Here is a 26,958-nt window from a genome sequence, read left to right on the forward strand (position 1 = left end):
CAGGAATATAGACATGGCAAAACCTGCTGCTCGTCCTCGTAAGAAAGTCAAAAAGACAGTGGTTGATGGCATCGCCCACATCCATGCCTCTTTCAACAACACCATCGTGACCATCACCGACCGTCAGGGCAACGCTTTGTCCTGGGCGACCTCCGGTGGTTCGGGTTTCCGTGGTTCGCGCAAATCCACCCCGTTCGCAGCCCAGATCGCTGCTGAGCGTGCTGGTCAAGCTGCGCTGGAATACGGTCTGAAGAACCTCGACGTAAACGTCAAGGGTCCAGGTCCAGGTCGTGAGTCCGCCGTTCGTGCACTGAACAGCTGCGGCTACAAGATCGCCAGCATCACCGACGTGACGCCAATCCCGCACAACGGGTGCCGTCCGCCGAAGAAGCGTCGCGTGTAATCAGGAGACAGATAAATGGCACGTTACATTGGTCCAAAATGCAAACTGTCTCGTCGTGAAGGCACTGACCTGTTCCTGAAGAGCGGCGTTCGCGCTCTGGAATCGAAGTGCAACATCGAAGCAGCCCCAGGTATCCACGGCCAGCGCCGTGGCCGTCAGTCCGACTACGGTACCCAGCTGCGCGAGAAGCAAAAAGTTCGTCGTATCTACGGTGTTCTGGAGCGTCAGTTCCGCGGTTACTACCAGGCTGCAGCCTCGAAAAAAGGCGCAACCGGTGAGAACCTGCTGCAACTGCTCGAGTGCCGTCTGGATAACGTCGTCTACCGTATGGGCTTCGGCTCGACTCGTTCCGAGTCCCGTCAGCTGGTTTCGCACAAAGCGATCAGCGTCAACGGTAAGACTGTAAACATTCCATCCTACCAAGTTCGTCCGGGTGACGTGGTCGCGGTTCGCGAGAAGTCGCTGAACCAGCTGCGCATTGTTCAAGCCCTTGAACTGTGCGCCCAGCGTGGCCGCGTTGAGTGGGTTGACGTGGATGCTGCTAAAAAGTCGGGCGTTTTCAAGAACGTTCCTGCTCGCAGTGACCTGTCTGCCGACATCAACGAGAACCTGATTGTCGAGCTCTACTCCAAGTAAGGGCTAGAAAATAGGTGCATCCATGCAGATTTCGGTAAATGAGTTCCTGACTCCCCGCCACATTGATGTGCAGGTAGTCAGTCCGACCCGCGCCAAGATTACGCTCGAGCCTCTCGAGCGTGGTTTCGGCCATACCCTGGGCAACGCGCTGCGCCGCATCCTGTTGTCCTCCATGCCTGGCTGTGCAGTAGTCGAGGCCGAGATCGACGGCGTACTCCACGAGTACTCCGCGATCGAAGGTGTTCAGGAAGACGTCATTGAAATCCTGTTGAACCTGAAAGGCCTGGCTATCAAACTGCACGGTCGTGACGAAGTTACGCTGACCTTGTCGAAAAAGGGTTCGGGGGTGGTTACCGCTGCCGATATTCAGCTGGATCACGATGTCGAGATCGTCAACCCCGATCACGTAATCGCGAACCTGGCGTCGAACGGCGCCCTGAACATGAAGCTCACTGTAGCTCGTGGTCGTGGTTACGAGCCGGCCGACTCCCGTCAAACCGACGAAGACGAAAGCCGTAGCATTGGCCGTCTGCAGTTGGACGCTTCGTTCAGCCCGGTGCGTCGTATCGCCTATGTGGTCGAGAACGCCCGTGTTGAACAGCGTACCAACCTGGACAAGCTGGTCATTGATCTGGAAACCAACGGCACCCTGGATCCTGAAGAGGCTATCCGCCGCGCTGCGACCATCCTGCAACAGCAGCTGGCCGCGTTCGTCGACCTCAAAGGTGACAGCGAGCCTGTCGTAGTCGAGCAGGAAGACGAGATCGATCCGATCCTGCTGCGTCCGGTTGACGACCTGGAACTGACTGTACGTTCGGCCAACTGCCTCAAGGCGGAGAACATCTACTACATCGGCGACCTGATTCAGCGTACCGAAGTAGAACTGTTGAAGACTCCTAACCTGGGCAAGAAGTCCCTGACTGAAATCAAGGACGTCCTGGCCTCTCGTGGTCTGTCTCTCGGCATGCGCCTCGACAACTGGCCGCCTGCAAGTCTTAAGAAAGACGACAAGGCGACCGCCTGATCGTCGTAATCACCGAACGTAGTGTTTGGTAAGGAATGAATCATGCGTCATCGTAAAAGTGGACGTCACCTGAGCCGTACCAGCTCTCACCGCAAGGCTATGTTCCAGAACATGGCAGTGTCGCTGATCGAGCACGAGCTGATCAAAACCACCCTGCCGAAAGCCAAGGAACTGCGCCGCGTTGCCGAGCCGCTGATCACCCTGGCCAAGGAAGACAGCGTAGCTAACCGCCGTCTGGCCTTCGATCGTACCCGTTCGAAGTCCGCTGTTGGCAAGCTGTTCAACGACCTGGGCAAGCGTTACGCCACCCGTCAGGGCGGCTACCTGCGCATCCTGAAGTGCGGTTTCCGCGCTGGCGACAACGCTCCTATGGCGTACGTCGAGCTGGTTGATCGTCCGGTCGGCGGCGCTGTAGAAGCTGCTGAGTAAGACGTTCTGTCTGCTACAAAGAACCGGGCCTAGTGCCCGGTTTTTTGTTTCAACATGTATTGTTTATTTCTATTGATTCAAGTCATGTAATGCATTTGTTCTTGTAACCTTGCTCGTCAATACTCTCTCCAGAGCCGATTAGCCGGCGCTTGAAGACCGATAAGGAGAGCCCATGAGCAAGATTCTCACCACCGCCAGCGGTGCACCTGTAGCAGACAACCAGAATTCCCGTTCCGCCGGCCCGCGCGGCCCGCTGCTGCTCGACGACTTCCATCTGATCGAGAAGCTTGCCCACTTCAACCGCGAGAACATTCCTGAGCGCCGCGTACACGCAAAAGGCTCGGGAGCTTACGGCACCTTTACCGTCACCCGCGATATCACCGATTACACCAGTGCCAAGTTGTTTGAACAGGTTGGCAAGGAGACCGAAACCTTCCTGCGCTTCTCGACCGTTGGTGGTGAGCGTGGCTCCGCTGATACCGAGCGCGATCCCCGTGGTTTTGCCGTCAAGTTCTACACCGAGGAAGGCAACTGGGACATCGTCGGCAACAACACGCCGGTGTTCTTCATCCGCGACCCACTGAAGTTCCCGGACTTTATCCACACCCAGAAGCGTCACCCACAATCCAACCTGAAGAACGCTCAGATGATGTGGGACTTCTGGTCACACTCTCCCGAGGCGCTGCATCAGGTCACCATTCTGTTCTCCGATCGCGGCATTCCGGACGGCTACCGCCACATGCACGGCTTCGGTAGCCATACCTACAGCCTGATCAATGCCAAGGGTGAACGCACCTGGGTCAAATGGCACTTCAAGACCCAGCAAGGCATCAAGAACCTCGCTCCGGCAGATGCTGCGCGTCTGGCAGGTACTGACCCGGACTACGCCCAGCGCGACCTGTTCGAAGCCATCGAGCGGGGCGATTACCCACGCTGGACCGTATGCATCCAGGTGATGAGCGAAGCCGAGGCTGCCAGCCGCGACGAAAACCCCTTCGACGTTACCAAGACCTGGTCGCAGAAGGTCTACCCGCTGATTGAAGTGGGTGTGCTGGAGCTCAACCGTAACCCGCTCAACTACTTTGCCGAGGTCGAGCAGGCTGCGTTTGGCCCGAGCAACATGGTGCCGGGTGTTGGCCTGTCGCCGGACCGCATGCTGCAAGGGCGGGTATTCGCCTACGCCGACGCGCATCGCTACCGGGTGGGTACCAACCACCAGCAGCTGCCGGTGAACGCACCACGCTGCCCGGTCAACAGCTACCAGCGTGATGGTTCCATGGCCGCTGGCAGTTACGGCAGCGCGCCGAACTATGAGCCCAACAGCTACAGCGATGCGCCGAAGCAGTCACCAGGCCACGCCGAGCCTGCACTGGCCCTGAATGGTTCGGCAGACCGCTACGACCACCGCGAGGACACCGACTACTACAGCCACGCCGGCGCGCTGTTCCGCCTGATGAGCGATGAGCAGAAAGCCCTACTGATAAACAACATTGCCGGCACCATGGCAGGCGTCAGCGAAGACGTGATCCAGCGTCAGCTGCAATACTTCTTCAAGGCCGATCCGGCCTATGGCGAAGGGGTTGCCAAGGCCTTGGGCATCAATCTCGCCTAAGTCGAAGTGATAAGAAGAACCGCCCTCATTTGGGCGGTTTTTCAATGAATATCACTACTGTTTAACCGATTTTTTGCTTCTAATTGCGCGGTTTTCAGTGACCGCGGGCAAAAGCTGGTTCACACTATATGGCATAGACGTTTTCACATGGAGAAGCAGGGCGATGCAAGGTCACCCGGACGTAATCAACTACCTCGTTACGCTGCTGAAGGGCGAACTGGCGGCTCGCGACCAGTACTTCATTCACTCGCGTATGTACGAAGACTGGGGCCTGTCCAAGCTCTACGAGCGCATCAACCACGAAATGGAAGAAGAGACGCAGCACGCCGATGCCCTGATGCGTCGCATCCTCATGCTCGAAGGCACCCCTGACATGCGCGCGGATGACCTGGAAGTGGGCAGCACCGTGCCGGAAATGATCGAGGCCGACCTCAAGCTCGAGTACAAGGTACGCGGCGCGCTGTGCAAAGGCATCGAACTGTGCGAATTGCACAAGGACTACATCAGCCGCGACATCCTGCGCGCTCAGTTGGCTGATACCGAAGAAGATCACACCTACTGGCTGGAGAAGCAGCAGGGGCTGATCAAGGCCATTGGCCTCGAGAATTACCTGCAGTCGCAGATGTAAAAGGCTGGGGCTGCTTTGCAGCCCTATCGCGATAAAAGGCCGCTCCCACAGGGAAATGCATTCCTCCTGTGGAGCGGCCTTTTGTCGCGAAATGGGCGCAAAGCGCCCCCCGAGGCCTTACGCCCGATCCCGCTCCAGCAACGGTTTCAGGTAGTGCCCGGTATACGACTGCTTCATCGTACTCAGTTCTTCCGGCGTACCGCAGGCAATGATTTGCCCGCCTTTCGAACCACCCTCCGGCCCCAGATCCACCAGCCAATCCGCGGTCTTGATCACATCCAGGTTGTGCTCGATCACCACCACGGTATTGCCGTGGTCGCGCAGGCGATGCAGCACGTCCAGCAACTGCTGAATATCGGCAAAGTGCAGGCCCGTGGTCGGCTCGTCGAGGATGTACAGGGTCTTGCCGGTGTCACGCTTGGACAGTTCGCGCGACAGCTTCACTCGCTGTGCCTCACCGCCCGACAGCGTGGTCGCCGACTGGCCCAGCTTGATGTATGACAGCCCCACATCCATCAACGTCTGCAGCTTGCGCGCCAGCGCCGGCACTGCGTCGAAGAACTCGCGGGCATCCTCGATGGTCATTTCCAGCACCTCGTGGATGTTCTTGCCCTTGTACTTGATCTCCAGGGTTTCGCGGTTGTAGCGCTTGCTCTTGCACACGTCGCACGGCACATAGATGTCCGGCAGGAAGTGCATCTCCACCTTGATCAGGCCATCGCCCTGGCAGGCCTCGCAACGGCCTCCCTTGACGTTGAACGAGAAACGCCCCGGACCATAGCCGCGCGAACGCGATTCCGGCACACCGGAGAACAGCTCGCGGATCGGCGTGAAGATGCCGGTGTAGGTCGCCGGGTTCGAGCGAGGGGTGCGGCCGATCGGGCTCTGGTCGATGTCCACTACCTTGTCCAGGTGCTGCAGGCCATCCATGCTGGCATGCGGTGCCGCTTCCAGGCTGCTTGAGCCATTCAGGGCGGTCGCGGCCAGTGGGAACAGGGTGTTGTTGATCAGTGTCGACTTGCCCGAACCGGACACCCCGGTCACGCAGGTCAGCAGGCCGATCGGGATTTCAAGGTCGACGTTTTGCAGGTTGTTGCCACGCGCGCCCTTGAGCTTGAGTTGCAGCTTCTTGTTGCGCGGCGTGCGCTTGGCCGGCACTACGATCTTCTTGCGCCCTGACAGGTACTTGCCGGTCAGCGAGTCGGGGTGCTCCATGACCTCCTGCGGCGACCCCTCGGCGACGATCTGACCGCCGTGCACGCCGGCCCCAGGGCCGATGTCCACCACGTAGTCGGCCAGGCGGATGGCGTCCTCGTCGTGTTCCACCACGATCACCGTGTTGCCCAGGTCGCGCAGGTGGTTGAGGGTGGCCAGCAGGCGGTCATTGTCACGTTGATGAAGGCCGATGGACGGCTCATCGAGGATGTACATCACTCCCACCAGGCCAGCACCGATCTGGCTGGCCAGGCGGATACGCTGCGCTTCGCCACCGGACAGGGTATCAGCGCTGCGGTCCAGGGTGAGATAGTCGAGACCGACGTTCACCAGGAACTGCAGGCGCTCGCAGATTTCCTTGAGGATCTTCGCCGCAATCTCGCCACGGCGTCCGGTCAGAGTCAGCTCGCCGAAGTAGTTGCTGGCTTCACCGATCGGCAGGTTGGTCACTGCCGGTAGCGTTTTTTCGCCCACCCACACATGCCTTGCCTCACGGCGCAGGCGGGTGCCGCGGCAATCGGGGCACGGCTGGGTGCCGAGAAACTTGGCCAGTTCTTCGCGCACGGTGGCCGACTCGGTCTCGCGGTAGCGACGCTCCAGGTTCGGCACGATGCCTTCGAACGGGTGCGAGCGCTTGACGATGTCGCCACGGTCGTTGAGGTACTTGAAGTCGACGCTCTGCTTGCCGCTGCCCTGCAGGATCACCTTCTGGTGCTCGGCCGAAAGCTGGCCGAATGGTTCCTCCAGGCTGAAGCCGTAATGCGCGGCCAGCGAGCCGAGCATCTGGAAGTAGTACACGTTGCGCCGGTCCCAGCCGCGGATCGCGCCTTCGGCCAAGGTGAGCTCGGCATTGACCAGGCGCTTGGTGTCGAAGAACTGCTTCACCCCCAGGCCATCGCAGGTAGGGCAGGCGCCGGCGGGGTTGTTGAAGGAGAACAGCTTCGGCTCCAGCTCGCTGATGGCATGGCCACAGACCGGGCAGGCGAAACGCGCGGAGAAAATCGTCTCCTCGCCTGGCTCGTCATCCATCGGCGCTACCAGGGCTATGCCGTCGGCCAGCTTGAGCGCGGTCTCGAACGACTCGGCCAGGCGCTGTTGCAGGTCGGCGCGGACCTTGAAACGGTCCACCACCACATCGATGCTGTGTTTTTTCTGCTTGTCCAGCTTGGGCAGTTCGTCGAGTTCGTAGAGCTTGCCGTTTACCCGGGCGCGCACGAAGCCCTGGGCGCGCAGCTCGTCGAACACCGCCAGGTGCTCGCCCTTGCGCTCGCGCACCACCGGCGCCAGCAGCATCAGCTTGCTGCCTTCCGGTCGCTCCAGCACCAGGTCGACCATCTGGCTGATCGTTTGCGCTTCCAGCGGGATATCGTGATCCGGGCAGCGTGGGGTACCCACGCGAGCGTACAGCAGGCGCAGATAGTCGTAGATTTCGGTGATGGTGCCGACCGTGGAGCGGGGGTTGTGCGAGGTCGACTTCTGCTCGATGGAAATGGCCGGCGACAGGCCTTCGATGGTGTCGACGTCGGGCTTTTCCATCATCGACAGGAACTGCCGGGCGTAGGCCGACAGCGATTCCACATAGCGGCGCTGGCCTTCGGCGTACAGGGTGTCGAATGCCAGGGACGACTTGCCGGAACCGGACAGGCCGGTGATCACGATCAGCTTGTCCCGGGGCAGGGTCAGGTCGATGTTCTTCAGGTTGTGGGTACGTGCCCCACGAATCAGGATCTTGTCCACTGCGGCCTCGCTCGGCGGGCATAAACAAGGAAGTATACGGCGCCCTGCCATTACGCGGCAAAGCGTCGCGTAGATGCCGTCAAGCTGTCGGACTGATAGAATCGCCGCCGGTTCACACGAGGTTAATCCATGCACGACACCCACAACGAGCGTATGAGTGGCGGCGAAACCCGCGCCGCTGGCGGCCTGGCCCTGGTCTTTGCCTTTCGTATGCTGGGCATGTTCATGGTCTTGCCGGTGCTGGCCACCTACGGCATGGACCTGGCCGGTGCCACGCCTGCGCTGATCGGCCTGGCCATTGGTGCCTATGGCCTGACCCAGGCCGTATTGCAGATCCCGTTCGGGATCATTTCCGATCGCATCGGCCGCCGGCCTGTGATTTACCTGGGGCTGGTCATCTTTGCCCTGGGCAGTGTATTGGCGGCCCAGGCCGACTCCATCTGGGGTGTGATTGCCGGGCGTATCCTGCAGGGGGCCGGGGCGATTTCCGCTGCGGTCATGGCGCTGCTGTCCGACCTCACCCGCGAGCAGCATCGGACCAAGGCCATGGCCATGATCGGCATGAGCATCGGCCTTTCGTTTGCCGTCGCCATGGTCGTCGGCCCATTGCTGACTCGTGCCTTTGGCTTGTCAGGATTGTTCCTCGCCACGGCAGGACTTGCCCTGGTCGGCATCCTGCTGATCGCCTTTGTGGTGCCCAATACCCACAGCATCCTGCAGCACCGTGAGTCGGGTGTGGCGCGCCAGGCCATCGGCCCGACCCTGCGCCATCCGGACCTTCTGCGCCTGGATGTGGGCATCTTCATCCTCCACGCCATCCTCATGGCCAGCTTCGTCGCATTGCCACTGGCCTTTGTCGAGCGCGGCGGCCTGCTGAAGGAGCAGCACTGGTGGGTATACCTGACCGCGTTGTTCATCTCATTTTTTGCAATGGTCCCGTTCATCATCTATGGCGAAAAAAAGCGCAAGATGAAACGCGTGCTGGCCGGGGCGGTCAGTGTGTTGCTGCTGGTGGAGGTGTTCTTCTGGCAGTGGGCTGACGGTTTGCGCGGACTGGTGATCGGCACCGTGGTATTCTTTACTGCATTCAACCTGCTGGAGGCATCGCTGCCTTCGCTGGTGAGCAAGGTGTCGCCTGCAGGTGGCAAGGGGACGGCAATGGGGGTCTACTCCACCAGCCAGTTCCTTGGCGCTGCCCTGGGAGGAATCCTTGGTGGCTGGTTGTTCCAGCACGGCGGGCTGAACATGGTGTTCCTCGGTTGTGCGGTACTGTGTGCCATCTGGTTGGTCGTCGCCTTGCGCATGAACGAGCCGCCCTATGTGACCAGCCTGCGCATGCCACTGACGCCAGAGGCAGTCCGGGAAGCCGGCCTGACCGAGCGCCTGATGGCTGTACCGGGTGTGACCGACGCCGTCGTGGTGGCGGAAGAAGCCGCCATCTATATCAAACTGGATACGAAAATTTTGGACCGTACGACCCTCGAGCGCCTGGTGAACCCGGCCTCTTCGGCGTGCGAAGCCTAGGAGAACGTTATGGCCCGTGGGGTTAACAAAGTCATTCTGGTCGGCACCTGTGGCCAGGATCCCGAAGTCCGCTACCTGCCCAACGGTAACGCCGTGACCAACCTGAGCCTGGCTACCAGCGAGCAGTGGACCGACAAGCAGTCGGGCCAGAAGGTCGAGCGTACCGAGTGGCACCGTGTGTCGCTGTTCGGCAAGGTTGCCGAAATCGCCGGCGAATATCTGCGCAAAGGTTCGCAGTGCTACATCGAAGGCAAGCTGCAGACCCGCGAGTGGGAAAAAGACGGCATCAAGCGCTACACCACCGAGATCATCGTCGACATCAACGGCACCATGCAGCTGCTCGGCGGTCGTCCGCAGAACCAGCAGCAGGGCGGTGACCCGTACAACCAGGGTGGCGGCAACTACGGTGGCGGCCAGCCGCAGCAGTACAACCAGGCCCCACGCCAGCAGGCCCCGCGCCCGCAACAGGCTCCTCAGCGCCCGGCCCCGCAGCAGCCAGCCCCGCAGCCGGCGGCTGACTTCGACAGCTTCGATGACGATATTCCGTTCTGATCAGAACGGTTAGGCGTCTGGCAAGACCAGAAACCCAGGGCAGTTGCCCTGGGTTTTTTTATGGGCGGTGCCGCGTACCTTTTTGTGGGCGGGTTTGCCCGAGAATGAATTGGTACCGACTGCCACTCCAGTAGCGAGCCTGATCAATAGAACAACCGTGGCTCCGGCGAGTCCAGCAGGCTGACCAGCTTGGTCAGGGCAAAGCCCAACTCCTGACGGCTGGGGGCCATCAAGGCGATGCGCACGCCGCAGCTGGCGTGGCTGCGCTCTGGCAGGAACTGGCTGCCACTGACTACAGTGACGCCGTTGTTACGCGCCAGGTTGGCGAATTCGTCGCTGGTCCACGGCTCGGGCAACTCCAGCCAGATGTGGAAGCTGTTGGGCTGGCTGCGGATCTTGTACTTGCCAAGGATCTCCTGGGCCATTTGCTGGCGCGCGGCAGCCTCTTCCTGTTGTTCTCGCACCAACTGGTCGGCCATGCCGCTGTTGATCAGGTTGCTGGCCAGTTGTGCCATCAACGGCGATGGCATCCAGACGCTGCTGCGTACCATCGACGATAGCCGCGAGAGGGTTTGCGGTGGGGCGTACAGGTAACCGATACGCAGCGCCGGCAGCACACTTTTGGACAGGCTGGTGAGATACACCGAACGTTCTGGCGCGTACGCCGCCAGTGGCTGGTAATCCGGTGCGGGTTCAAGGAAGCCGTAGATATCGTCATCGACGATGAACAGGTCGAACTCGCGGGCGATCTCTGCGATGGCCTGGCGCCGTGCGTGGGGCATGATTGAGTTGGTGGGGTTCTGGTGGGTGGTGACACACACCAGCAGGGAAGGGCGATGCTCCAGGCAGGCCGCGCGCAATGCCTCGGGAATAAGGCCATGCTCGTCCATGGCCACGCCACGCAGGCGTCGGCCCATGCTGTGGGCCAGGGAGATGATGCCTGGGTAGCAGAACGATTCGCACAGCACCACATCGTCGCTCTTCGACAGGCTGCTTATGGCCACCAATAGTCCATGCTGGGCGCCAGAGGTCAGTACAACTTGTTGCCAGCGCGCGCCAGGCAGCCAGCGCCGAATCCAGTCTGCACCTGCTTGTTTGTGGGAGGTGTGACCACCTTCTGTCACATAGTCGAGTACCTGTCCCAGGTCCGCAGAGGTGGCCAGCTCGCTGATGGCTGCACCCAGCCACTCACTCATGTGGGCGTCGTTGGGTTTGATGATCGAGAGATCGATCTGGCTGCTTTCGCCAGTAACTGGTGTAGGCACCGACGGGGCGGATAACCGCTGTCGCAACTGCCTGACAAATGTGCCACGGCCTACCTCTCCAACCACCAGGCCGCGCTTGGCGGCTTCGTCGTAGGCTCTTCCAACGGTGCCGGGGGTTACATTCAGTGCCTCGGCAAGGTCTTTGAGGGTGGGCAAACGATCGCCTGCTGCAAGCCGACCACTTTCGATGTCCTGTTCAAGGGCATTAGCGATCATCAGGTAAACCGGCTGGGTTTGATCGCCGTATTGAGGGACCCACATGGAAATGGCACCAGATTCTGCAATTGCGCGCAGCCTAACATGAAAGCCAGGATGCGGGTAATGATGGCAATCTTCGCCATTGAGTCGATTTAATTCGATATTGCATCGATTCAATTTTTGTAATTACAATCATCGCGCTGATTGGGACATGCACACTTGCGTTGTGCTTGGCAGAAAACTCCACTGGATGGACTTCGCTATGGAAATTCTGGGCGCTTTCTGGGCGGAACACTGGTTGCTGGCGGTGCTCATGCTTGGGGCTATCGCTTTCGTTGCCGGCTTCGTAGACAGCATTGCCGGTGGCGGCGGGTTGTTCCTGGTGCCGGGCTTTCTGCTGGTCGGCATGCCACCGCAGGTTGCCCTCGGCCAGGAAAAACTGGTCAGTACCCTTGGCACACTGGCGGCCATTCGCAACTTCCTGGCCAACAGCAAGATGGTCTGGCAGGTGGCGCTGGTCGGCGTGCCATTCTCGTTGCTCGGTGCCTACCTGGGAGCGTACCTGATCGTCTCGATCTCCCAGGAAGCTGTGGGCAAGATCATCCTGGCGCTGATCCCCTTCGGCATCCTCATCTTCCTCACCCCCAAGGACCGCTTGGTCGAGGAGCGCGAACTGTCATCGCGCATGCTCTTCACCGTGGTGCCGCTGACCTGCCTGGCCATCGGCTTCTACGACGGCTTCTTCGGCCCGGGTACCGGCAGCATGTACATCATCGCGTTCCACTACCTGCTGCGTATGGATCTGGTCTCCAGTTCGGCCAATTCAAAAACCTTCAACTTCGCATCCAACATCGGCGCTTTGGTGGCCTTCGTCATTGCCGGCAAGGTCGCCTACCTGTTGGCGTTGCCGCTGGTGGCCTGCAACATCCTCGGTAACCACCTGGGCAGCGCAATGGCCCTGCGCAAGGGCAACGAAGTGGTGCGCAAGGCGCTGGTGTTCTCGATGCTCTGCCTGTTCACCAGTCTGGGCGTGAAGTACCTGGCCTGACCCTTCCATAGGAGACAACTGATGGAAACCGCATTCGTAACCGGCGCCTCCTCGGGCTTTGGCCGCGCCATCTGCCGTACCTTGATCGGCAAAGGCTACCGCGTGATCGGTGGCGCCCGGCGCATGGACAAGCTGCAAGCGCTGGCCGCCGAGCTGGGCGTCAATTTCATTCCGCTGGCGCTGGATGTCACCGACCCGGTGTCGCTCGAGAAGGCGGTCGAGCAGATTACTGATGCGTCACTGCAGGTCGACCTGCTGGTCAATAATGCCGGGCTGGCGCTGGGCGTGGACCGTGCCCAGGCCAGTAGTGCGGAGAACTGGCAGCGGATGATCGACACCAACATCACTGGCCTGGCCATGGTCACCCACAAGATCCTGCCGCAGATGGTGGAAGCTGACAGCGGCATGATCATCAATATCGGCTCGATCGCCGGCACCTATCCCTACCCGGGCGGTAACGTGTATGGCGCCAGCAAGGCCTTCGTTCGCCAGTTCAGCCTCAACCTGCGCGCCGATCTGGCGGGCACCCGCGTTCGAGTGAGCAACATCGAGCCTGGGCTGTGCTCGGGGACCGATTTCTCGGTGGTGCGCCTGAACGGTGATCTGGATGCCGTGCAGGCGCTGTATCGGGACGTGGAGGCCATCCTGCCCGAGGACATCGCGGCCACGGTGGCCTGGATTGCCGAGCAGCCGGCGCATGTGAACATCAATACCATCGAGATCATGCCGGTGGCCCAGAGCAGTGCGGCGCTGAACGTGGTGCGCAACCTGCCGCTTTGCTGATCGGCCGGTGGTGGATGGCACCGGCGTTGCCGGTGTTCGCGGGCACGCTCGCTCCCACAGGAATAGCGCCCTGCTTCGGGCATGGGCAGTAACTGTGGGAGCGGGTTCACCCGCGAATCAGGCAGCACAGCGCCTTCTGCTGACCCATGTCATCGCACCTTCTCGATTCTTGGCTAGTCTTAACTGTCGGCGGCCATCAATTGGCCGCCACCGTGACTACCAAGAGGCGCCGGCCATGTTCCGTGCGTCCACCACCTGATCAGGAGTGCACGATGGACCTGAACCGTCGGCAGTTCTTCAAGGTCGCCGCCGTCGGCCTTGGAGGCTCGAGCCTTGCGGCGTTGGGCATGGCCCCGACACCAGCATTCGCCGAGCAGGTGCGTCACTTCAAGCTGGCGCATACCAAAGAAACCCGTAACACCTGCCCCTACTGCTCGGTCGGCTGCGGCCTGATCATGTACAGCCAGGGCGATGCGGGCAAGAACGTCAAACAGAACATCATCCATATCGAAGGTGACGCCGACCACCCGGTCAACCGCGGCACCCTCTGCCCGAAAGGCGCCGGCTTGCTGGACTTCATCCACAGCCCGAGCCGCCTGCAGTTCCCCGAGGTACGCAAGCCGGGCAGCAAGGAGTGGGTGCGGGTCAGCTGGGACGAGGCGCTCGATCGCGTCGCCGACCTGATGAAGCAGGACCGCGACGCCAACTTCATCGAAAAGAACGCCCAGGGGCAAACGGTCAACCGCTGGCTTACCACCGGTTTTCTTGCTGCTTCCGCCGCCTCCAGCGAGGCCGGCTACCTGACCCACAAGGTCATCCGCGCAACAGGCATGCTGGGGTTCGATAACCAGGCTCGTGTCTGACATGGCCCGACGGTGGCAAGTCTTGCCCCGACGTACGGCCGTGGCGCCATGACCAACCACTGGTCCGATATCGCCAATGCGAATCTGGTCCTGGTGATGGGTGGCAACGCAGCAGAAGCGCATCCGTGCGGCTTCAAGTGGGTGACCGAGGCCAAGGCGCACAACAAGGCGCGGCTGATCGTGGTCGACCCGCGGTTTACCCGTACCGCTTCGGTGGCCGACTACTACGCACCGATTCGTACCGGTACCGACATCGCCTTCATGGGCGGGTTGATCAATTACTTGCTGAGCAATGACAAGATCCAGCACGAGTACGTGCGCAACTACACCGACGTGTCGTTCATCGTCAAAGAGAACTATGGCTTCGAGGATGGCCTGTTCAGCGGGTACGACGAGGCCAAGCGCGTGTATTCCGACAAGTCCGGCTGGGGTTACGAGCTGGGTGCAGACGGCTTTGCCAAGGTTGACCCGACGCTGCAGCACCCGCGCTGCGTGTTCCAGCTGATGAAGCAGCACTACAGCCGCTATACACCGGAACTGGCAAGCATGACCTGTGGCATGCCGCAGGACGCCATGTTGAAGATCTGGGAAGAGATCGCCACCTGCTCGGTACCGGGCAAAACCATGACGATCCTCTACGCGCTGGGCTGGACGCAGCACTCGATCGGTGCGCAGATCATCCGCAGTGCGGCCATGGTGCAGTTACTGCTGGGTAACGTCGGCATGCCAGGTGGCGGGGTCAACGCCTTGCGCGGGCACTCCAACATCCAGGGCCTGACCGACCTCGGCCTGCTGTCCAACTCGTTGCCGGGTTACTTGACCCTTGCCGGCGATGCCGAGCAGGACTATGCCGCCTATATCGACAAGCGCGCCTCCAAGCCACTGTGTCCTGGCCAACTGTCGTACTGGCAGAACTACGGCAAGTTCCATGTCAGCCTGATGAAGGCGTGGTACGGCGCCAATGCCACGGCGGAGAACAACTGGGGCTACGACTGGCTGCCCAAGCTTGATGTGCCGGCCTACGACGTGCTGCGCATGTTCGAGATGATGAGCCAGGGCAAGGTAAACGGCTACATGTGCCAAGGTTTCAACCCGATTGCCGCGCTGCCGGACAAGAACCGTGTCACTGCCGCCCTGAGCAAACTCAAGTGGCTGGTGATCATGGACCCGCTGGCCACCGAGACCTCGGAGTTCTGGCGCAACGCCGGGCCGTTCAACGATGTCGACACGGCCAACATCCAGACCGAAGTGATCCGCCTGCCCACTACCTGCTTTGCCGAGGAAGACGGCTCGCTGGTCAACAGCAGCCGCTGGCTGCAGTGGCACTGGAAGGGCGCCGACGGCCCGGGCGAGACCCGCACCGACGTTCACATCATGAGCGAGCTGTTCCTGCGCCTGCGCCGACGCTACCAGGCCGAAGGCGGCGCCTATCCTGACGCGCTGATGAACATCAGCTGGCCATACAAGGTCCCTGAAGAGCCATCCCCGGAGGAGCTGGCCAAGGAAATGAACGGCTGGGCGGTGACGGACGTCACCGATCCGACTGGCGCAGTGCTCAAGGCCGGCCAGCAACTGGCGGGCTTTGGCCAGCTCAAGGACGACGGCAGCACTGCGTCCGGTTGCTGGATCTTCTCCGGCAGCTGGACCGAGCAGGGTAACCAGATGGCTCGCCGTGACAACAGCGACCCGTACGGCATGCACCAAGTGCAGAACTGGGCCTGGGCCTGGCCGGCCAACCGCCGCATCCTCTACAACCGTGCCTCCAGCGACCCGCAAGGCAAGCCGTGGGACCCGGAGAAGAAGCGCCTGGTGTGGTGGAACGGCAAGGCCTGGACCGGGACCGATGTGCCCGACTTCAAGGTCGACTCGCCGCCCGAGGCGGGGATGAACCCATTCATCATGAACCCCGAAGGCGTGGCGCGGTTCTTTGCCATCGACAAGATGGCCGAAGGCCCGTTCCCCGAGCACTACGAGCCGTTCGAGACGCCGATTGGCATCAACCCGCTGCACCCGCAGAACAAGAAGGCCACCAGCAACCCGGCCGGGCGGGTGTTCGACTCGGTGTGGGACACCCTCGGCAAGCACGACGAGTTCCCGTACGCGGCGACCACGTACAGGCTGACCGAGCACTTCCACTTCTGGAGCAAGCATTGCCGGCTTAACGCCATTGCCCAGCCCGAGCAGTTCGTCGAAATCGGCGAGGTGCTGGCCAACGAGAAAGGTATCAAGGCCGGTGACCGGGTGCGGGTATCGAGCAAGCGCGGGCACATCGATGCGGTGGCGGTAGTGACCAAGCGGATTCGCCCGCTCCAGGTCAACAACCAGACCGTGCACCAGATCGGCATCCCGCTGCACTGGGGCTTCACCGGGGCTACGCGGCATGGCTACCTGACCAACACCCTGGTGCCTTTCCTGGGTGACGGCAATACCCAGACGCCAGAGTCCAAGTCGTTCCTCGTCAAAGTGGAGAAACTCTGATGGCCAGCCAAGACATCATCGCCCGCTCGGCCACCACCACCGTACCGCCTTCGGTACGCCAGCAGCAGGAAGTCGCCAAGCTGATCGACACCACCAAGTGCATCGGCTGCAAGGCTTGCCAGGTGGCGTGTTCGGAGTGGAACGAACTGCGTGACGAGGTCGGCCACAACTACGGCACCTACGACAACCCCCAGGACCTCACCGCCGAGACCTGGACCCTGATGCGCTTCACCGAGCACGAGCGCGACGACGGCAACCTGGAGTGGCTGATTCGCAAGGATGGCTGCATGCACTGCGCCGAGCCAGGTTGCCTGAAGGCGTGCCCGAGCCCGGGAGCGATCATCAAGCACGCCAACGGCATCGTCGACTTCAACCAGGACCACTGCATCGGTTGTGGCTACTGCATCACCGGTTGCCCGTTCAATATCCCGCGTATTTCGCAGAAGGACCACAAGGCGTACAAGTGCACCCTGTGTTCCGACCGCGTGACCGTGGGCCTGGAGCCGGCCTGTGTGAAAACCTGCCCGACCGGGGCGATCGTGTTCGGCACCAAGGATGAGATGAAGGTGCATGCTGCCGAGCGCATCGTCGATCTCAAGTCGCGAGGCTACGACAAGGCTGGGCTGTACGACCCGGACGGCGTCGGTGGCACCCACGTGATGTATGTGCTGCACCATGCCGACACGCCGAAGCTGTACGCCGGCCTGCCGGACCAGCCGGTGATCAGCCCGCTGGTGGGGCTGTGGAAGGGCTTTACCAAGCCGCTGGCGCTGCTGGCCATGGGGGCTGCGGTGCTGGCAGGGTTCTTCCACTATGTGCGGGTGGGGCCACAGCGGGTGGAGGAGGACGAACACCCGACACCCGCGGATGAAAGCGTGCACCAGGTGGACCCGTCGGTCCATGTCTATGATCCGACCAAGCCCGGTGGGCAAGGGGAGCAGCGACCATGAACGACAACAAACCCATCCTGCGCTACAACGCCAACGAGCGCAGTAACCACTGGGTCGTCGCGATCCTGTTCATCCTGGCTGGCCTGTCGGGGCTGGCGCTGTTCCATCCGGCGCTGTTCTGGCTCAGCAACCTGTTCGGCGGTGGCCCGTGGACACGCATCCTGCACCCCTTCCTCGGGGTGGCGATGTTCGTGTTCTTCCTCGGCCTGGTGCTGCGTTTCTGGCGCGCCAATTTCATCACTGCCAATGACCGACTGTGGCTGCGCCGGGTGGACCGGGTGATGCTCAACAAGGAGGAGGGTGTGCCACCGATCGGCAAGTACAACGCCGGGCAGAAGCTGTTGTTCTGGACCCTGCTGGTGTGCATGCTGGTTCTGCTGGTCAGCGGCGTGGTGATCTGGCGCGCATACTTCAGCCATTTGTTCGGCATCGAGGTCATTCGCCTGTCTGCGCTGCTCCACGCCCTGGCGGCGTTCGTGCTGATCCTCAGCATCATCGTGCACATCTACGCCGGTATCTGGATCAAGGGCTCGATCGGCGCCATGCTGCATGGCTGGGTCAGCCGCGCCTGGGCGCGCAAGCACCATGAGTTGTGGTACCGCGAAGTGACTGGTGACAAGACGCCGGGCAATCACGGACGAAAAGAAGGATGAGCGCTTGAGCACGATACTCGAACCCGGGCAGATCGAAGCGTCGGCAGTGATGCCGCCGTTTCTGCACCTGCCCCCCGCCAACCTGTTCGAACTGCGCGCCGCGCGCCTGGAGCAGCTGGCCGAGGGCAATGCCCTTGGCGAATACCTGAAGCTGGTGGCTCGTTTGTGCCGTATCCAGCAGCAGCTTGTGGATAACCCGCCCGCTGGCATGCCGGTGGCAGAGGAGCGTCAGCGCCTGTGCACAAGTCATGGTTTGCCGCCACTGGCGGCGGACAGCCTGGTGCGTGAAGGGCCGTGGCTGGTCTGGTTGCAGGCCTTGCTCGAGCACTTCAATCCGCAGGCCAGCGTTCCATTAGGGGAGGCGCTGCAAGTTCTGCGCAGCAGTGACGACTGTCAACGCAAGGGTTGGGGCATCGCCTTGCTTGCCGGTCAGTACGATGCCGTGCCTGCGGCGCTGGTGCCGTTCATTGGTGCGGCCTTGCAGGCGGCCTGGTCCAGCTGGTTGCTGGCGCTGCCCGCGCCAGAGCTCAAGCCCGCCGACAGCCTGGCCCAGTGCCCGGCCTGCGGTTCGCCGGCGATGGCCGGGGTGGTGCGCAACCGCGGCAAGCACAATGGCCTGCGCTACCTGGCTTGTTCGCTGTGTGCCTGCGAATGGCATGTGGTGCGGGTCAAATGCGTGTACTGCGAGTCGAGCAAGGACCTGCGCTATACCAGCCTTGACGATGACCGCCATGCGCCGGGCAAGGCGCCGCTACGGGCGGAGTGCTGCCCGGAGTGCGAGAGCTACCTGAAGCAGAACTACCTGGAAAACGATGCGGCGGCCGAGCCGCTGGCCGATGACCTGGCCAGCCTGGCACTGGACATTCGCCTGGACGAGGAGGGCTTCCATCGGTTGGCACCGAACCTGATGCTCGCACCCGGGTAATGGAGAGTGTCTACACTGTAAGACCGAGTCGCCTTCTTCGCGGGTAAACTCGCTCCCACAGGGCCCGCGCAGCTTTTGAGGCTTGCGCGGCCCTTGTAGGCGCGGGTTTACCCGCGAAGAGGCCAGTACAGACAACGGATCAGTCCAAGGTAGTACCGCATGTCCTCCAGCCTAGCCAGCGACACCCCACGCCTGCCCTCCATCGACACCCTTTTGCGCCACCCAGCCTGCCTCCCGCTGATCGACCGCCACGGTCGCGACGCGGTCCTCGCCACCCTGCGGCAACTGCTCGACGATCTGCGCGACCCCGCCCGCACCGGCCAGCTCAGCACCGCCGAACTGGCCGCTGAAGTCCTGCTGGGCCGCACTGGCGAACGCTTGGCCACCCAGCAACGCAGCCAGGTCCGCCGAGTGTTCAACCTCACCGGCACCGTGTTGCACACCAACCTCGGCCGCGCACTGTTGCCAGAGGAGGCCATCGAGGCCATGCAGACCGCCGCCCGCTACCCGCTCAACCTTGAGTTCGACCTGGCCACCGGCAAGCGCGGCGACCGTGACGACCTGATCGAGGGCCTGATCCGCGAGCTGACAGGCGCCGAAGCCGTCACCGTGGTCAACAACAACGCCGCCGCCGTGCTGCTGGCGCTCAACAGCCTGGGTGCGCGCAAGGAGGGGATCATCTCCCGCGGTGAACTGATCGAGATCGGCGGTGCCTTCCGCATCCCCGACATCATGGCCCGCGCCGGCGTGAAGCTGCACGAAGTCGGCACCACCAACCGCACCCACGCCCGTGACTACGAGGCCGCCATCAGCCCGCGTACGGGCCTGCTGATGCGGGTGCATTGCAGCAACTACAGCATTCAGGGCTTCACTACCCAGGTGCCCACCGCCGAGCTGGCGCGTATCGCCCACCAACATGACTTGCCGTTGCTCGAAGACCTTGGCAGCGGCAGCCTGCTTGACCTTACCCGCTGGGGCCTGCCCGCCGAGCCTACTGTGCGTCAGGCCCTTGCTGACGGCGCCGATATCGTCACCTTCAGCGGCGACAAACTGCTGGGCGGGCCGCAAGCCGGAATCATCGTCGGGCGCAAGGAGCTAATCGCCAGAATCAAGAAGAACCCGCTCAAGCGCGCGCTGCGGGTCGACAAGATCACCCTTGCCGCACTCGAAGCGGTGCTGGCGTTGTACCGCAACCCCGACCGCCTGGCCGAGCGCCTGCCCAGCTTGCGCCTGCTGACCCGCAGCCAGGCAGAAATCCAGGCCCAGGCCGAGCGCCTGGCCCCTGAAATCAAAGCCCGCCTCGGCGAGCAATGGGCGGTCAGTGTGGAGCCGGCGTTGGGCATGATTGGCAGTGGCAGCCAACCGGTGGCCCGCCTGCCAAGCGCGGCATTGTGCCTGCGCCCGCAGGTGTCGAAGAAGTTGCGCGGGCGCAGCCTGCATGTACTGGAGCGCGCCTTGCGCGGTCTGCCCGTGCCAGTGCTCGGCCGAATCGACGATGACGCCCTGTGGCTGGACCTGCGCCAACTGGATGACGAGGCCCAGTGGCTGGCTCAGTTGCCCGCCCTGCAATTAGGGCCGGTACAGTGATCGTTGGTACCGCCGGCCACATCGACCACGGCAAGACCGCACTGCTCCAGGCCCTGACCGGCCAGGCCGGTGACCAGCGCCAGGAGGAGCGCGCCCGTGGCATGACCATCGACCTTGGCTATCGCTATGCGGCGTTGACCGAGGGCGCAGCGCTGACCGGCTTCATCGACGTGCCCGGTCACGAGCGCTTTATCCACAACATGCTGGCCGGCGCCCATGGCATCGATCTGGTGCTGCTGGTAGTCGCGGCCGACGACGGGGTGATGCCTCAAACCCGCGAGCACCTGGCGATCATCGAGTTGCTGGGCATCCCACAAGCCCTGGTGGCGATCAGCAAATGCGACCGTGTAGAGCCGGCCCGCCTGGCCGAAGTGCAGGCACAGGTCAGCGAACTTCTGGCGCCGGGCCCATATGCCGGTGCGCGGCAGTTTCCGTTGTCCAGTGTGACCGGCGAAGGTATCGATGCCTTGCGCCAGGCCTTGCTGGCCGCGCAACAGCGCGTGTGCCAGCGCAGCGTGCGCGGCGGTTTCCGCCTGGCCGTCGACCGCGCCTTTGCCGTTACCGGTGCGGGTGTGGTGGTCACGGGCACGGCGCTGGCCGGGCGGGTCAGTGCCGGTGACACCTTGTTACTGGGCAAGGCCGGCAAACCGGTGCGGGTGCGTGGCCTGCATGCGCAGAACCAGGCCGCACTGGTGGCCGAAGCGGGCCAGCGGGTGGCACTGAACATTGCTGCCGAACGCCTGGCGGTGGAGCAGGTGCGCCGGGGGGACTGGCTGGTGCCCGAGTGGCTGCATGCGCCTAGCGTGCGGGTGGATATCGAGTTGAACCTATTGCCTGGCGAGACCCGTACCTTCGAGCATTTCAGCGCTGTGCACGTGCACCTGGGCACCCAGGATGTAACGGCCCGGGTAGCCTTGCTCGAGGGTGAAACCTTGGTGGCAGGCCAGCGCATGTTCGCCCAGTTGCTGCTCAACGCGCCGCTGCAGGCGGTACACGGCGACCGCTTGGTGCTGCGCGATCAGCGTGCCCAGCGCACACTGGGGGGCGGCAAGGTACTCGATCCGTTCGCGCCAAGCCGTCAGCGTCGCAGTGATGAGCGCCTGCGCCAATTGCAGGTGCTGCGTGATGCCGAGGACCTGGAGCAGGCCTTGCCGGCACTGCTTGCCAGCGCACCCGGGGGTATCGACCCGCAACGTCTGGAACGGCAGTTCAATCGCCTGCGCGAAACCTGGCAGTTGCCGGAAGATGTGCTGGTGGTGGCTACGCGGCAGGGCCAACTGCTGTTTGCCAGTGCCCGGTGGCAGGCGCTCAAGCGCCAGGTGCTGGAGCAGCTGGCGCGGTTCCATGAACAGGAGCCCGACCAGCTCGGCCCGGACCGCGACCGCCTGCGCCGCTTTGCTGCCTTGCCGCTGGAGCGGCCCGCTTTTGTCAGCCTGCTGGATGAGTTGCTCGAAGACGGCGCCATTGCCAGCAGCGGGCCTTGGCTGCACCTGCCCGATCACAAGGTGCAGTTGAGCGAAGCCGACAGTGCATTATGGGCGAGTCTGCAACCGAAGTTGCTGGCGGGGCAATACGATCCGCCCTGGGTCCGGACGCTGGCGAGCGAGGAAAATTGTGCCGAAGCCGATGTGCGCCTGTTGCTGCGCAAGCTGGCCCGGTTGGGCCTGGTGCACCAGGTGGTGCGCGACCTGTTCTACCCCGAGGCGACGCTACAGCGCATGGCAGAGCTGCTGCTGGGGCAGGCCAGTGAAACGCCGATAGTGCAGGTTGCCGCGTTTCGCGATATGTTGGGCATCGGTCGCAAGCGCAGTGTGCAGATTCTGGAGTACTTCGACCGCATCGGCCTGACCCGGAGGGTGGCCGATCAGCGTCACATTCGCGCCGACAGCGCCCTGGCCCAGCAGCAGGCCAGGCACTGAGTTCAAGGAAGGCAATCGCGCCCGGTGGCGCGGCCGGGCTTCAAACCCGGTTGGGGACGGCAGCCGTTCCCGGGCAGGTTCGACTCCCGCTGCCTTCCGCCATTTTCTTTTGCCTGTCAGGGCCCTATCGCCGGCAAGCCAGCTCCCACAGGTACTCCACAGATCGTGTTATCCCTGTGGGAGCTGGCTTGCCGGCGATAGGGCCAGACCAGGCAACACTCAGGCCCGTTCCCCACACAGGTCCAGGGCAAACCACCGCTCTGCCGTTTCGACATCCAGCCCGGCCCCCAGCAACGCAACCATCTTGGCCAGCGCCGCCTCCCGGGTCATGCCCCCGCCACTGACCAGCCCGGCCCCGCGCAAGCGGTTACCCGCCGCATAGGTATCGAACATCACCGACCCCTCAGGGCACTGGCTGATAGCTGCCAGCATCACACCCCGCTGGCGTGCCGCGCTCAGCACATCCAGTAACGCCTGGTCATCCGACGGCCCGGTTCCGCTGCCGTAGCATTCCAGCAGCAAACCCTGCACGCCGCTGCCCAGCAGTGCCTGCAAATGCCCGGCCTGCAGGCCCGGGAACACCGGCACTACCGCCAGGTTGACCGGCTGGCGCGGGTGCTTGTAGCCAAGCTCGGCAGGGATCGCCGTTGCGCGCTCACTGTCACGATGGCGCGGCAGCGCGGCAAAGGCATCGAACGCCTCGCTGCGCAGCTTCGACGCCCGGCAGCCATGCAGCAGCTGCCCATGGAAGTACAGTTGTACGCCATCTTCCAGCCCTTGTTCGAACTGGCGCAGTGCGCCGCACAAGTTGCCCCAGGCGTCGCTGTCCGCGCTACCTGCCGGCAGCATCGAGCCGGTCAGCAGCACTGGCACCGGAAGGCCCAGCAGCAGGAACGACAACGCCGCGGCGCTGTAGGCCAGGCTGTCGGTGCCATGCAGCACGAGCACGCCATCATGGCCAGCTACCTCTACCGCTGCAACGATTGCATCGCGCATCGCCAGCCAGTTGTGCTGTTGCATGTTGGCGCTGTCGAGCAGCGGGTTCAGTTCCTGCAAGGTCCATTGCACCTGGGGTGCATCGGCCAACTGGGCAAAGTGTTCGCGCATGCGTGCTTCGAAGCCACCGGCGGGCGCCAGGCCTTCGGGGGTTTCGAGCATGCCGATGGTGCCCCCGGTATAGAGCACGAGGAGATTCTTTACTGCTCGCATGGGAAGTATCCGTAGCGGTGAGCGGAAGAAGGTAAGCCGCCCACGGACGGGGCGGCTGGCAGGGGAGAATATCAGCGTTGAGTCTGGACTTCGCCGACTGCTTTGTCAGTGGCTGTTTCCGCCTGCGGATTGGCAGGCCAGGCATTGCGATCCAGGTCCAGGTCGGCAAACTTGGCCGAGTCGAACACCGGTTGGTCGACGCCCGCCTTGCGCTGGTCATCGTAGTCGCGCATCACCCGCAGGCCGACCTTGAACAGCAGGGCCAGGGCTACCAGGTTGACGAAGGCCAGGCAGGTCATGGTGATATCGGCAAAGGCGAACACAGTCGACAGGTCCTGCAACGAGCCCCATACAACCAGCGCCAGTACCAGGCCACGGAATACCATCAGTACCACACGATTGCGGCTGAGGAATTGCAGGCTGTTCTCGCCCAGGTAGTAGTTGTAGAGGATGCAGGTGAACACGAACAGCGACAGTGCCACGCTGACGAACACGCGGCCCCAGTCACCGACCACGGCGGCTAGCGAGTTCTGGGTCAGGACGATGCCGTCACCTTCGAAGCCCGGGGTGTAGAAGCCCGACAACAGGATCAGCAGCGCGGTGCAGGTGCAGATCACGAAGGTGTCGAGGAACACGCTGAATGCCTGGACAACGCCCTGCGCACCCGGGTGTTTCACGGCGGCCACGGCTGCGACGTTTGGCGCACTGCCCAGGCCCGCTTCGTTGGCGAACACACCACGCTTCACGCCCATGACGATGGCGCTGCCGAGCAGGCCGCCGAACGCCGGGTCGAGGCCGAAGGCACTCTTGAAGATGGTTTCCAGCATGGCTGGCACGTGCTCGATCTGGGTGCCGATCACGTACAGGGTCACGCCGATGTACGCCAGGGTCTTGACCGGTACCAGCAGGTCCGACACCGCGGCGATGCGCTTGATGCCGCCGATGAAGGTGATGGCCAGCAGCACGGCGAGGACGATGCCGGTGTGCTTAGGGTCGAAGGCGAAGGCGTTCTGCAGCGAGTGAGTTACGGTGTACGACTGCAGGCCGATGAAAGCGAAGCCGTAGGTGACCAGCAGCAGGACCGAGAAGACGATGGCCATGCTTTTCAGCTTCAGGCCGTGCTGGATGTAGTACGCCGGGCCACCACGGTACAGGCCGTCGCCATCGGCGCGCTTGTAGACCTGGGCCAGGGTGCATTCGAAGAAGCTGCTGGACATACCCACCAGTGCGGTGACCCACATCCAGAACACGGCGCCTGGGCCACCCAGGGTCACGGCAATGCCGACACCGGCGATGTTACCGGCACCAACGCGGCCAGCCAGGCTCAGCATCAGGGCCTGGAAGGAGCTCAGCTGGCCTGCCTGGCCACGCAGCGATTCCTTGAACACACCGAACATGTGGCCGAAGTGGCGGAACTGGACGAACCGGGAGCGGATAGTGAAGTAGCTACCCAGCCCTACGATCAGCACAATGAGAAGTTTCCCCGAGAGGAAATCGTTGAGTACTTCGAGCATTGGAAAATGACCTCGATTCTTATTGTTCGTGTGGAAAGATCAGCGGACGGCAGGCGCACCGCTATTCGTGGGGCGCATGGTTGGCTATGACAAGAGCGGTTACAATTTCGCGGGTTGCTCTGATTTGGTGCAACTTGATGCTACAATTGCGCCATTCGCGTCACCTGAGTCCCGAGTCATGAGCGATCATTTCGCTACCAACCTCAAACTGGCCTGCAGCCACTACCGCTCTATCTCCGAAGTTTGCCGCCAGCTGTCGATCAACCGCGCGCAGTTCAACAAGTACCTGAGTGGGCAAAGCCGCCCGACGGCCTACAACCTCAAGCGCATCGGCGATTTCTTCGGGGTAGAAGATTACGAATTGCATTTGCCACCCGAGCAGTTCAGCCGCCTGATCGGTGCCCGCGTGTCGACCCCGGCCGAGCAGCCTGGCGACCCGATCAGTGATCTGTTCCGCCCGTTGCACGCCCATGCGGGGAACCTGTCGCGCTATTGCGGTTACTACCTGGAATATTCCAACTGCATGTCGGTTCCGGGTACGGTCCTGGTGTCATTGGTGCACCTGTGGGAGGAGCGCGGGCAGTTCCTTTTCGAACGCCAGGAACGCCAGGAGCGTTCCAGCGCCACCAACCCCCATGCCGAGGTGCGTTGTCGCTATCTGGGAGCGGCGTTCCAGCTGCAGGACCGGATGTTCCTGGTCGATTACGAGTCGCTGACGTTCAACGAGATGAGCCAGACTATCCTCATCCCCAGTTTCAAAAGCCGCATTACCCGGCTCAACGGCCTGAAGGCCGGCGTATCCAGCGGAGACCGGCGAAACCCGGCCTGCACTCGGGTTGTGTGGGACTACCTGGGAGAGGAGATCAATCGCATCAATGTCTACCGGCAGGTAAAACTGTACCAGCCGGATGACCCACGCATAGATGACGATGTGCGTGAGCGCCTTAGCGTGGGGCCGTTGCGTAACAGTCTGTTCGAAATCGAGTGATGCTTTTTTCACAGAACAAGTTGATGTAACCACTCGCCAACAGGGTTACCTGGGTCGAGCAGCAACTTGATTGCCATGATGCAGCAAACACAGACCAGCAATGGCTTGATCAGACGGGGGCCAAAGTGTACTGCGCAGCGTGCGCCCAGTTGAGCCCCCACAAAAGCAGCGAATGCCATTGCCAGTGCCAGCGGCCAGATGATCGCCCCGCTCAGTGAAAAGACTGACAACGCGCCCAGATTACAGGCTGCGTTCAATAGCTTGCTGGTGCACACGGCTTGTATCAAGTGCTGGCCCAAGAGGATCACGCAGGCCAGCATGAAGAACGAGCCGACGCCAGGGCCGAAGATCCCGTCATAAAAGCCAATGATTGGTGCAACCGTAATGCAGAACAGGCTGGTCGATATCTTTGCCTTGCGCGCTCGTTCATTCGGCTTTGGACTGAAGGCAAAGTAGGCGGCTATCAGGATCAGCAGAGGTGGAACGCACGCCTGCAGAACGCTTTTGGGCACGTAAGTTATCGACAAGGCACCCAACGCCCCTCCGATAAACGACATGACAGCCATTGGACTGCCTTGTCTCCAGTCGATCATGCCTTTGCGGGCGAAGGCGCACGTAGCCGAAACCGTAGCCGAAGCCGCCTGGAACTTGTTGGTGGCAATTGCCGCCAAGGGTTCGATACCGGCAATGAACAACACCGGGAGCGTGATCAGGCCCCCGCCACCGGCGATGGCATCGAAAAAGCCGGCCATCAGTGCCACCAGTGCGAGGGTCAGAACAAGCGTTACGTCGAATTCGATCATTGGGTGTTCTCCTGG

22 protein-coding genes and 1 tRNA gene are annotated in these 26,958 nt (G+C 62.1%); 18 read left to right on the top strand and 5 right to left on the bottom strand.

Going from position 1 to position 26,958, the window contains the following annotated elements; genetic code table 11:
- The first annotated feature begins 13 nt into the window (after positions 1–13).
- From rpsK to bfr, 6 genes are all read left to right on the top strand, one after another.
- Entirely contained in the window at positions 14–403 is a 390-nt protein-coding gene (rpsK, locus tag E5221_RS02905; protein WP_003255454.1) for a 30S ribosomal protein S11, read from the top strand.
- Between the two features lie 15 nt (positions 404–418).
- Entirely contained in the window at positions 419–1,039 is a 621-nt protein-coding gene (rpsD, locus tag E5221_RS02910; RefSeq protein WP_003257114.1) for a 30S ribosomal protein S4, read from the top strand.
- A 22-nt stretch (positions 1,040–1,061) separates the two neighbouring features.
- Positions 1,062–2,063 (top strand): DNA-directed RNA polymerase subunit alpha, encoded by a 1,002-nt coding sequence (gene rpoA, locus E5221_RS02915; protein ID WP_003255452.1) that lies wholly within the window; start codon positions 1,062–1,064, stop codon positions 2,061–2,063.
- Between the two features lie 42 nt (positions 2,064–2,105).
- Positions 2,106–2,492 (top strand): 50S ribosomal protein L17, encoded by a 387-nt coding sequence (gene rplQ / locus E5221_RS02920; protein WP_003255451.1) that lies wholly within the window; start codon positions 2,106–2,108, stop codon positions 2,490–2,492.
- 172 nt (positions 2,493–2,664) lie between these two features.
- Positions 2,665–4,104, top strand: coding sequence for a catalase (locus E5221_RS02925; protein ID WP_039614598.1), 1,440 nt, complete (start codon positions 2,665–2,667; stop codon positions 4,102–4,104).
- A gap of 163 nt (positions 4,105–4,267) precedes the next feature.
- Entirely contained in the window at positions 4,268–4,732 is a 465-nt protein-coding gene (gene bfr / locus E5221_RS02930; RefSeq protein ID WP_003257116.1) for a bacterioferritin, read from the top strand.
- Positions 4,733–4,849: 117 nt separating this feature from the next.
- On the opposite strand, the gene uvrA is transcribed toward bfr, so the two are convergent.
- A complete protein-coding gene (uvrA, locus tag E5221_RS02935; protein WP_013970642.1) occupies positions 4,850–7,684 on the bottom strand; it encodes an excinuclease ABC subunit UvrA in 2,835 nt (944 codons plus the stop codon).
- Positions 7,685–7,813: 129 nt separating this feature from the next.
- Here uvrA and E5221_RS02940 point away from each other — a divergent pair, with 129 nt between their 5' ends.
- Both E5221_RS02940 and E5221_RS02945 read left to right on the top strand, forming a co-directional pair.
- A complete protein-coding gene (locus E5221_RS02940; RefSeq protein ID WP_247846830.1) occupies positions 7,814–9,208 on the top strand; it encodes an MFS transporter in 1,395 nt (464 codons plus the stop codon).
- 9 nt (positions 9,209–9,217) lie between these two features.
- Positions 9,218–9,760 carry a single-stranded DNA-binding protein gene (locus tag E5221_RS02945; RefSeq protein WP_013970644.1) on the top strand — a complete coding sequence of 181 codons (543 nt, stop codon included), beginning with the start codon at positions 9,218–9,220 and terminating at the stop codon, positions 9,758–9,760.
- A gap of 143 nt (positions 9,761–9,903) precedes the next feature.
- Here the strand turns inward: E5221_RS02945 and E5221_RS02950 are convergent, their stop codons facing one another.
- Positions 9,904–11,286, bottom strand: coding sequence for a PLP-dependent aminotransferase family protein (locus tag E5221_RS02950; protein ID WP_061551339.1), 1,383 nt, complete (start codon positions 11,284–11,286; stop codon positions 9,904–9,906).
- Positions 11,287–11,485: 199 nt separating this feature from the next.
- Between E5221_RS02950 and E5221_RS02955 the strand changes: the two genes are divergently transcribed.
- The 9 genes from E5221_RS02955 to E5221_RS02995 all read left to right on the top strand — a co-directional run bounded on the left by E5221_RS02955 (position 11,486) and on the right by E5221_RS02995 (position 22,531).
- Positions 11,486–12,271 (top strand): TSUP family transporter, encoded by a 786-nt coding sequence (locus E5221_RS02955; RefSeq protein WP_247846831.1) that lies wholly within the window; start codon positions 11,486–11,488, stop codon positions 12,269–12,271.
- 21 nt (positions 12,272–12,292) lie between these two features.
- Positions 12,293–13,054 carry an SDR family NAD(P)-dependent oxidoreductase gene (locus E5221_RS02960; protein WP_247846832.1) on the top strand — a complete coding sequence of 254 codons (762 nt, stop codon included), beginning with the start codon at positions 12,293–12,295 and terminating at the stop codon, positions 13,052–13,054.
- 272 nt (positions 13,055–13,326) lie between these two features.
- A complete protein-coding gene (gene fdnG / locus E5221_RS02965; protein WP_247846833.1) occupies positions 13,327–16,395 on the top strand; it encodes a formate dehydrogenase-N subunit alpha in 3,069 nt (1,022 codons plus the stop codon).
- On the top strand, positions 16,395–17,345 hold the full coding sequence (gene fdxH, locus E5221_RS02970) for a formate dehydrogenase subunit beta (RefSeq protein WP_061551342.1): 951 nt from the start codon (positions 16,395–16,397) through the stop codon (positions 17,343–17,345). The genes fdnG and fdxH overlap by 1 nt, the downstream gene beginning before the upstream one ends.
- Positions 17,342–17,998: a formate dehydrogenase subunit gamma gene (locus tag E5221_RS02975; protein ID WP_013970651.1), complete on the top strand. Its 657-nt coding sequence runs from the start codon at positions 17,342–17,344 to the stop codon at positions 17,996–17,998. Before fdxH ends, E5221_RS02975 begins: the two co-directional genes overlap by 4 nt.
- A gap of 4 nt (positions 17,999–18,002) precedes the next feature.
- Positions 18,003–18,923, top strand: coding sequence for a formate dehydrogenase accessory protein FdhE (fdhE, locus tag E5221_RS02980; protein ID WP_247846834.1), 921 nt, complete (start codon positions 18,003–18,005; stop codon positions 18,921–18,923).
- A gap of 159 nt (positions 18,924–19,082) precedes the next feature.
- A complete protein-coding gene (selA, locus tag E5221_RS02985) occupies positions 19,083–20,510 on the top strand; it encodes an L-seryl-tRNA(Sec) selenium transferase (RefSeq protein WP_247846835.1) in 1,428 nt (475 codons plus the stop codon).
- Positions 20,507–22,429, top strand: coding sequence for a selenocysteine-specific translation elongation factor (gene selB, locus E5221_RS02990; protein ID WP_247846836.1), 1,923 nt, complete (start codon positions 20,507–20,509; stop codon positions 22,427–22,429). Before selA ends, selB begins: the two co-directional genes overlap by 4 nt.
- 6 nt (positions 22,430–22,435) lie before the next feature.
- Positions 22,436–22,531 (top strand) — tRNA-Sec (locus E5221_RS02995).
- Between the two features lie 117 nt (positions 22,532–22,648).
- On the opposite strand, the gene E5221_RS03000 is transcribed toward E5221_RS02995, so the two are convergent.
- Both E5221_RS03000 and E5221_RS03005 read right to left on the bottom strand, forming a co-directional pair.
- Positions 22,649–23,638, bottom strand: a complete 990-nt coding sequence (locus E5221_RS03000) for an asparaginase (protein WP_247846837.1) — start codon at positions 23,636–23,638, stop codon at positions 22,649–22,651.
- A gap of 71 nt (positions 23,639–23,709) precedes the next feature.
- Positions 23,710–25,152 (bottom strand): alanine/glycine:cation symporter family protein, encoded by a 1,443-nt coding sequence (locus tag E5221_RS03005; protein ID WP_013970656.1) that lies wholly within the window; start codon positions 25,150–25,152, stop codon positions 23,710–23,712.
- 178 nt (positions 25,153–25,330) lie between these two features.
- Here E5221_RS03005 and E5221_RS03010 point away from each other — a divergent pair, with 178 nt between their 5' ends.
- On the top strand, positions 25,331–26,140 hold the full coding sequence (locus tag E5221_RS03010) for a helix-turn-helix transcriptional regulator (protein WP_025337507.1): 810 nt from the start codon (positions 25,331–25,333) through the stop codon (positions 26,138–26,140).
- Positions 26,141–26,148: 8 nt separating this feature from the next.
- On the opposite strand, the gene E5221_RS03015 is transcribed toward E5221_RS03010, so the two are convergent.
- On the bottom strand, positions 26,149–26,943 hold the full coding sequence (locus E5221_RS03015; protein WP_102083498.1) for a TSUP family transporter: 795 nt from the start codon (positions 26,941–26,943) through the stop codon (positions 26,149–26,151).
- Positions 26,944–26,958: the final 15 nt, after the last annotated feature.

This window comes from Pseudomonas sp. A2 (assembly GCF_023100865.1).
GTDB classification, from domain to species: Bacteria; Pseudomonadota; Gammaproteobacteria; order Pseudomonadales; family Pseudomonadaceae; genus Aquipseudomonas; species Aquipseudomonas asiatica.

Excerpts from the sequence above, each read along its gene's own strand:
- rpsK (WP_003255454.1), top strand. The coding sequence starts at position 14 with ATGGCAAAACCTGCTGCTCGTCCTCGTAAGAAAGTCAAAAAGACAGTG.
- rpsD (WP_003257114.1), top strand. The coding sequence starts at position 419 with ATGGCACGTTACATTGGTCCAAAATGCAAACTGTCTCGTCGTGAAGGC.
- rpoA (WP_003255452.1), top strand. The coding sequence starts at position 1,062 with ATGCAGATTTCGGTAAATGAGTTCCTGACTCCCCGCCACATTGATGTG.
- rplQ (WP_003255451.1), top strand. The coding sequence starts at position 2,106 with ATGCGTCATCGTAAAAGTGGACGTCACCTGAGCCGTACCAGCTCTCAC.
- E5221_RS02925 (WP_039614598.1), top strand. The coding sequence starts at position 2,665 with ATGAGCAAGATTCTCACCACCGCCAGCGGTGCACCTGTAGCAGACAAC.
- bfr (WP_003257116.1), top strand. The coding sequence starts at position 4,268 with ATGCAAGGTCACCCGGACGTAATCAACTACCTCGTTACGCTGCTGAAG.
- E5221_RS02940 (WP_247846830.1), top strand. The coding sequence starts at position 7,814 with ATGCACGACACCCACAACGAGCGTATGAGTGGCGGCGAAACCCGCGCC.
- E5221_RS02945 (WP_013970644.1), top strand. The coding sequence starts at position 9,218 with ATGGCCCGTGGGGTTAACAAAGTCATTCTGGTCGGCACCTGTGGCCAG.
- E5221_RS02950 (WP_061551339.1), bottom strand. The coding sequence starts at position 11,286 with ATGTGGGTCCCTCAATACGGCGATCAAACCCAGCCGGTTTACCTGATG.
- E5221_RS02955 (WP_247846831.1), top strand. The coding sequence starts at position 11,486 with ATGGAAATTCTGGGCGCTTTCTGGGCGGAACACTGGTTGCTGGCGGTG.
- E5221_RS02960 (WP_247846832.1), top strand. The coding sequence starts at position 12,293 with ATGGAAACCGCATTCGTAACCGGCGCCTCCTCGGGCTTTGGCCGCGCC.
- fdxH (WP_061551342.1), top strand. The coding sequence starts at position 16,395 with ATGGCCAGCCAAGACATCATCGCCCGCTCGGCCACCACCACCGTACCG.
- E5221_RS02975 (WP_013970651.1), top strand. The coding sequence starts at position 17,342 with ATGAACGACAACAAACCCATCCTGCGCTACAACGCCAACGAGCGCAGT.
- selA (WP_247846835.1), top strand. The coding sequence starts at position 19,083 with ATGTCCTCCAGCCTAGCCAGCGACACCCCACGCCTGCCCTCCATCGAC.
- E5221_RS03000 (WP_247846837.1), bottom strand. The coding sequence starts at position 23,638 with ATGCGAGCAGTAAAGAATCTCCTCGTGCTCTATACCGGGGGCACCATC.
- E5221_RS03005 (WP_013970656.1), bottom strand. The coding sequence starts at position 25,152 with ATGCTCGAAGTACTCAACGATTTCCTCTCGGGGAAACTTCTCATTGTG.
- E5221_RS03010 (WP_025337507.1), top strand. The coding sequence starts at position 25,331 with ATGAGCGATCATTTCGCTACCAACCTCAAACTGGCCTGCAGCCACTAC.
- E5221_RS03015 (WP_102083498.1), bottom strand. The coding sequence starts at position 26,943 with ATGATCGAATTCGACGTAACGCTTGTTCTGACCCTCGCACTGGTGGCA.